At 30.1% G+C, this 6975-nt stretch carries 7 protein-coding genes; 4 read left to right on the top strand and 3 right to left on the bottom strand.

Translation table 11 applies throughout. The annotated features are described in order from the left end of the window. Together tilS and ACR0QS_RS09275 are read left to right on the top strand one after the other, a co-directional pair. Positions 1-287 (top strand): tRNA lysidine(34) synthetase TilS (tilS, locus tag ACR0QS_RS09280; RefSeq protein WP_432633162.1); only part of this gene is annotated, 287 nt, incomplete at its 5' end. 90 nt (positions 288-377) lie between these two features. Further along, complete coding sequence (locus ACR0QS_RS09275) at positions 378-1553, top strand: dicarboxylate/amino acid:cation symporter (protein WP_432633161.1); 1176 nt, start codon at positions 378-380, stop codon at positions 1551-1553. A 92-nt stretch (positions 1554-1645) separates the two neighbouring features. Here the strand turns inward: ACR0QS_RS09275 and ACR0QS_RS09270 are convergent, their stop codons facing one another. The 3 genes from ACR0QS_RS09270 to ACR0QS_RS09260 form a co-directional block, all read right to left on the bottom strand. After that, entirely contained in the window at positions 1646-2287 is a 642-nt protein-coding gene (locus tag ACR0QS_RS09270; protein WP_432633160.1) for a queuosine precursor transporter, read from the bottom strand. 94 nt (positions 2288-2381) lie between these two features. Further along, the gene (locus tag ACR0QS_RS09265) at positions 2382-3317 is read right to left on the bottom strand and encodes a hypothetical protein (RefSeq protein WP_432633159.1); all 936 of its coding nucleotides are present in this window, start codon (positions 3315-3317) and stop codon (positions 2382-2384) included. A 43-nt stretch (positions 3318-3360) separates the two neighbouring features. Then, entirely contained in the window at positions 3361-4263 is a 903-nt protein-coding gene (locus ACR0QS_RS09260; RefSeq protein WP_432633158.1) for a hypothetical protein, read from the bottom strand. A 308-nt stretch (positions 4264-4571) separates the two neighbouring features. On the opposite strand from ACR0QS_RS09260, the gene ACR0QS_RS09255 reads away from it, so the two are divergent. Both ACR0QS_RS09255 and ACR0QS_RS09250 read left to right on the top strand, forming a co-directional pair. Continuing rightward, positions 4572-5609 (top strand): bifunctional heptose 7-phosphate kinase/heptose 1-phosphate adenyltransferase, encoded by a 1038-nt coding sequence (locus tag ACR0QS_RS09255; protein WP_432633157.1) that lies wholly within the window; start codon positions 4572-4574, stop codon positions 5607-5609. Then, complete coding sequence (locus ACR0QS_RS09250) at positions 5606-6754, top strand: hypothetical protein (RefSeq protein ID WP_432633156.1); 1149 nt, start codon at positions 5606-5608, stop codon at positions 6752-6754. The genes ACR0QS_RS09255 and ACR0QS_RS09250 overlap by 4 nt, the downstream gene beginning before the upstream one ends. Positions 6755-6975 lie beyond the last annotated feature (221 nt).

The raw sequence follows: 6975 nt of genomic DNA, 5'->3' as shown, positions 1-6975 counted from the left end.
ATTATAAAGAAAAATTATATATAAAAAACGAATATCCAATAATCGTTCGGCAAAGAAAAAACGCCGATTTTTTAATTTCGTATCCGAGCGGAGAAAAAAAACTTTTAAGAAGAATATTTATCGATTCAAAAATTCCTTTAAGAAAAAGAAATAATATTCCAATAATTGAAAATTCAAATAACGAAATAATTGCAATTTATCTTAAACCTTACGCTGTTAATAGAATTTCAAAAAAAAATGAAATAACCAAAAAAGATAAATATATAATTGAAATAGATTTAATTTAAAAAATTTAAGTTAAGCTATTGAATATAATCAAAAAATAAATTATAATATTTCTATAAATCAAATAAAAAATCAATTCAAGGAGTTTGAAAATGAAAAAGATTGGACTTTTCCCAAGAGTTATCGTAGGAATAATATTAGGTATATTGGTTGGTTTATTTTTGCCCAAGCCGATTGTGAGAATATTTGTAACGATAAGTTCAATATTTAAGTTATTTTTAAATTTTATCATTCCGTTAATGATAGTTTCGTTTATCGGTTATGGAATAGCTAGTCTCACTAAAGGCGCTTCAAAATTGATAGGAGTGACGGTTTTGATTTCTTACGCTTCTACAATATTAGCGGGAAGTATAGCTTTTTTAGTCGCTTCAAATTTATTTCCGATTCTTTTGAATATTACTCAATTAGGAGAGGTAAAAACTGCATCCGAACTTTCATCATATTTTACGATTCCTTTAGAACCTTTATTCGATGTAACATCTGCAGTCGTATTCGCTTTTATACTCGGAATAGGAATAACGATGCTGCGCCCGAAAGGACAGGGAGCGGAACTTTTTGCGATAGTAAAAGACTTCGAGGAAGTTATACAAGCGATACTTCAAAAAATAATTATTCCGATATTGCCTATTCATATTTTGGGAACTTTCGCCAATTTAGCTCACGCGGGAAGCATACAAAATATTTTGGTTATTTTCGGTAAAGTATTTGTAGTCGTTATAATTCTTCATTTGCTTTACATTACGGCATTATTTATCATATCGGGAATAATTGGAAGAAAATCTCCTTTTATGCTTATAAAGAATCAGATTCCAGCTTATTTTACGGCGGTTGGAACTCAAAGCAGCGCTGCTACTATTCCCGTTAGTTTAATGTCGGCGGAGAAAAACGGCATTTCCAAACAGATAAGAAATTTTGTAATTCCTCTTTGCGCGACTATTCACTTGGCAGGTTCTATGATAACTATAACTTGCTGTTCGACTGCGGTTATATTGATATTGGGGCAAACTCCGACATATTTATCTATACTTCCTTTTATATTTATGCTCGGAATTGCAATGGTTGCGGCGCCTGGAGCGCCTGGCGGAGCTATAATGAGCGCTGTGCCTTTCCTTCCTATGATTGGAATAGGAGAAGAATTGCAAGGTTTAATGATAGCATTATATTTGACTCAAGATTCTTTCGGAACTGCGGCAAATGTTTCGGGCGATAATGCGATTGCAGTATTTGTAGATTGGTTATATAAAACGAAAATCAAAAAAGAAGCCTAATTTAAAATTTGATTGTTAGAAAGAGTTAATTAAATATATAAGATAGAAAGAGGTTTAAATCTTTTTCTATCTTTTTATTTTTTATATTTATTTTATCTTTTTTCTTTAACTAAATAAATCATTGGAGCGCTTATAATTGTCACCGCATATTTTACGAAGAAATTAAAAATAAATATTCCGATTAAAGCGTCTATTGGCAAAACTCCCCAAAAAGCTATCAATACAAATAAAAAATTATCTACCGGAATACTAAAAGCGTTACTTATTAAAACTCTTAACCATTGAAATTTATTTGTTATTTTAGTTACAAAAAAATGATAAATCTCGGTATCGACTAATTCGGACAGAGTGGATGCGACTATCGAAGCTATCGCTATTCTTATAACGGGGCTTAATGTAGTTTTAAATGCTTCGTTAAATTCCCAATTTGAATCTGCGGGAATTTGAGATATTATATAAAAATAAATCGGAGTAAATATATTTATAATCGCCGACACAATTATAAGTTTTTGAGTATTTTTTTTGCCGATGGTTTTATGCGCCATATCTCTTATGGTAAAAGCCAAAGGATAAAGAAAAGTTCCTCCGTCTACAGCCAGACTTAAAACATTTGCGATTTTCACGCTCGCTATATTTGAAATCATTTGACATGCTATATACGAACAGATTATTAATATAGTTAAAAAAGATAAATTATTTTTTTCGTTATAATTATTTTTTAAATTATTTTCCATAAATTAAAAATCCTTTTATAAAATATAAAATAAAATTTAGGAATTATATTATATTAGAAAGTAAAATAAATCTATTTTTTAATTTAAAATTATATTATTGCAATAAATCGTATTTTTTATACTGCCAGCGAAATCCCCATTTATAAATATTATACGATTTTAGTGACGATATATATTTTTCGGGAGATTTTCCTAATATATTATTTAAATCTTTATTTCCGTTTGCATATCCGTTATCAATAGGGTCCAGATAAGATTGAAGCGCAAAATATCCAGAGCTTGAAGAAGATGAATAAGTTCCATTTTCATTTAACGGAAGTCCGCCGTTTAATACCAATATTTCCATTCTGTCCGCGTATAGTTCGTTCATATCGCCTTTTATTGCGGAGTAATATCCAAAGAATAGATTAATCATGTCGCTTTTCCATTCCATAACTTCGGGCAAACCTAAAGCGTAAGTATAAAGTCCCGCTATAGCGTATTTTCCTATCATTTTTCCGCCGCTCGCATCATGTTCGTTTCCCGCATCTTTTCCAGTTAATCCGACTTTGTATTGAACTATGACGCCGCCTTTAAATTTTTTCAATATAACATTAGGTTTTTTACTCCATCTAATATTATAATCTTTATCAAAATATAATTCGCCTTCGGTAGTTTGTATATAGTATCTGCTTCCGTCTTTTAATCCTTTTCTATCAATCATAGCTTTCCAAAGTCTTGTTAAAGATTCGGTATCTTCATAAGAAACTTTTACATAATCGCTGCTAGTATAAGGAGTATATATTGTTAGATATGACTCTGGAGAAAAATATTTTGAACCTTCGTATTTACCCGAATCGGAAAATGAAAGATTTTTATCCCAGCTTGGAATATTGCTTGTATTTTTTGAACTTCCTCCAGAATTATTTTCTCCCATTGAAAAATCGCTCGCCGAAGTCGGCTGCTCTTCAGCGCATGAACAAATTCCAAAAATAGATACAATTGCCACTATAGAAAATATAATAAATTTTAATTGTAATTTACTAATCATAAGAAACTCCATTTTAAATAATATAATAATTATTGCTTATTAATTAATAATAATAGCCTACATAAATTTGCTCTTCCATAAATGAATAAGCTCTGTATATATCCCAATAGCCCAAAGAAGGCATACTATCTTCAGGTCTTAACTCTCCTAAATATTTTGAAACTCTATCGTTAGCGGGCTGATTATAGGATTGTAAGGCATGAGCCGAATACTTTTTATTACCTATAGTATGAGTATATCCATGATTAAATACCAATATTTCGACTTTTCCCTTCTTTCCTCCTCCATCGTTTCCTTTATTCACTCCAAAATATGCGTTTAATATTTTACTTCCCTTACTTTTAGCTTCGTCTCTGCTTAATGCGTAAGTATAAACTCCGCCAACGCTATATGCGTTTGGATAATCTCCGCCTTTCAACATTACTACCGTTCCGCCATGGAATTTTTTTATCAATGTCGAATTATTATTTCTTTCCCAATAAAGGTCGCCGTTTTCAGCGAATTTAAATGTTTCTATTCCGTCTTCTAAGTCATATTTTACAAGAGCAAAACTTTTACTAATTAGGTTTAACCAAAGTTCAGTTAAAGAACTTGTATCTTTATAAGATATATTCGCGGAACCTACAAAATGCACCAAATTACGATAGGTGCTTTCTGGATACGATGATGGATTAATATTTGTTGTAGGCATATTGATTATAGGAGAATTTTTATCAATAGTTGGAATATCAGTATCGGTAATAGGAAAATTGTTACTATCGTTAATAATATTTTCGCCTATAATAACGCCGTTATAGTTATTATTCTGCTCGTTATCTGAAGAACTCGTAGGCAAATCTCCGCCGCATGCCAAAATTCCAAATATGCAAAATAATACAAATACTAAAAATAAAATACCTGCTTTTGATTTGATATTTCTTTTAATAAAAGTTTTTTCTTTTTTCATTTTGAACCCCTTAATTTTTTATAGTTTACTCTTATAATATAGCAATTTATTTAAAAAAGGCAACAAATTTTATATTTTGTTTTTTATAATCTAAATTAATATCTTTGTGGCGCAAATTATATTTATCAATATCCAAATAAAGCATAAAGTCATTTTCGAGAGAATTTAATTTATGAAAGTATTATATAATAAATTTTATAAAAAACAAACGAAATTTTTTAATATAAATCAAATAAAATTTAAGATTACAATTTAAATAAGTTTATGTTATAATAATTCTTAAATTTAAATTAGGTTTTATTTTTATAATGAAAACGGAAAAATCGGATTTGAAAAATAAAGTTGAAAAAATAACCGAAGCTAGAGTTTTGGTAATTGGCGATTTGATGCTCGATAAATTCACTTATGGAGATGTGATAAGAATATCTCCCGAAGCGCCCGTTCCCGTTTTGCATGTCAATCATGAAGAAAGTTATTTGGGAGGAGCGGGAAATGTTGCAAGAAATATATCGGCTCTACTCGAAGGCTCTCAATTTTCTAATAAAGGCAAAGTGGGAATTATTGCGGTAATCGGAAATGATAAATCAACGGATTCTATAATCGAAGAAATGAATCGTTATAATATTTCTAAAGCGGGAATCATAACGGACGAAAGCAGAAGCACGATAACCAAAACGAGAATAGTTGCGGGCAATCAGCAAATAGTGAGAATAGACGAAGAGGATACGAGTCCATTTTCAAAATCGATTTATAAAGAAATAGAAAAAGCGTTTATAAAAAATATTGACGATTATAATGTTGTCATAGTGAGCGATTATGCGAAAGGAATAATAACCGAAAAAACTGCAAAAAAAATAATCGATATATGCAATAAAAAAAGAGTTCCCGTTCTTGTCGACCCTGCGATAAAACATTTTTCATTTTATAAAAAAGCCGCTTTAATGACACCGAATTTGAAAGAAGCGATTGAAGGACTCGAAGGAATAGAAAAAATCGGGAGCAAATTAAATTTTTACGAATTCAATCCCAAAAATATTGATATATTGGGAAAAAGCATAATAAAAAAACTTGGGCTTTCAAAATTAATGATAACTTTGAGCGCAAACGGAATGGCTTTATTTGATAAAACTATAAAAGGAGAATCTTATATAGTTCCGACAAGAGCAAAAACCGTTTTCGATGTTTCTGGCGCAGGCGATACTGTAATATCGGTTTTGGGAATGTGCCTTTCGGTTGGTTTTTCATTTAAGGAAGCCGCTGAAATATCGAACGCCGCCGCTGGAATTGTGGTTGGAAAGAGAGGAACTTCAACTTTAACTTTGGAAGAATTAATAGAGGCTTTATGAGATTTAATCGTTTTACTATTTTATTAATTATTTTATCATTAATCATTTTTTCTTGCATAATATCTTGTCTGCCTAAACCTCCGATAACTCCCGCAAAAGTTATAGCGGAATTGGAATTGAATAAAGATATAACGGTTTATAGCAACGATATAGTAGATTTGGACAGCCCGAAAGTTTATAATGTAAACGGGCAGTATTATTTTGGAGATTTTTATTATATAAATAATAATATTGTATATGCGCTCGATTTATCGAATTCAAAAATGATAATAGCGGAAGGAAGCGATGTCCGAAATTTTAATTTGGAATATAATAATTTGGAAAAATCAAAAATATCTTTGATAGACGATAATCAAAATATTTATATAACGGGGCATGATTTAAGACTTATCGACAATATAGTCGTTTCAAATATAACGATGACTTTGCCGTCCGAAAGTCCGACTGTGGAAGGAGACGACAATCCCCACACGGGAACTTATACGATTCAAGTGACAAATACGAATTATACTAAAGTAGGTTTCGTTTCATTAAATAAAATATCTCCCGAAGGAAAAATTTTATATAATATAGATTCCATAATAGAAAACGAATACGAATCTTTAATAAAATTATTTTCGCTTACTAACGATAAATTTGCCGTTTTGAAAAGAGACAGAAATAAAATTCCAATTATCAATATTTACGACATGAATACGGGAAAAATGGAAAACGAATATTTGCTTTCCTCTATAGAATACGCCGACACAAATACAATGTCCTACAGAGAAATAATAGACTGCGTTTATGTGGAGGATAAAGAAGTAATAGCGATACTTACAATGAATATAGAAAATGGAAAACATAAAGACGATGTGATATATACGACAGAAATAAATAATTTTAATTTGATTGAAGGATATAGAATCCCGTCGCGTGATAATTCTTTAGCCGTTGGAATTTCTTCAAGCGGAAGAGTGACTTATACGGGAATAGAAAACGGAATGTATTTTTTTATAAGAACGAATCCTTTTTTATCGCAAAATTACAGCAAAGAATATATGGGAACGGACGGCTTAAATAAACTGCGAGGAATAAATATTTTTAACGATTCCATTTACGGTTTTTCGGTTGAAAACGATAAAATAAAATTTCAGAATTATTAATAAATTTTTTGGCAACTTCAAATTTTTAGACAAATCGATTTATTTTATTTGGATTGTCCTTCTTTAGCTTGGTGATAAAATTATATTGTTTCGGATTTTTAAAGTTCACACAATGACAATGTTAATTCAATATTTTTTCAATTTTATTAATAAGTTTACATAGTTTTTTGTAAATTATCTATTTTTTTTTTTTTTTTTGAATAAAATATAAAATTTTACTT

The sequence above is a fragment of the Brachyspira sp. genome (assembly GCF_050873525.1).
In the GTDB taxonomy this organism is placed as follows: Bacteria; Spirochaetota; Brachyspiria; order Brachyspirales; family Brachyspiraceae; genus Brachyspira.
This window is presented reverse-complemented; position numbering and strand designations above follow the sequence as displayed.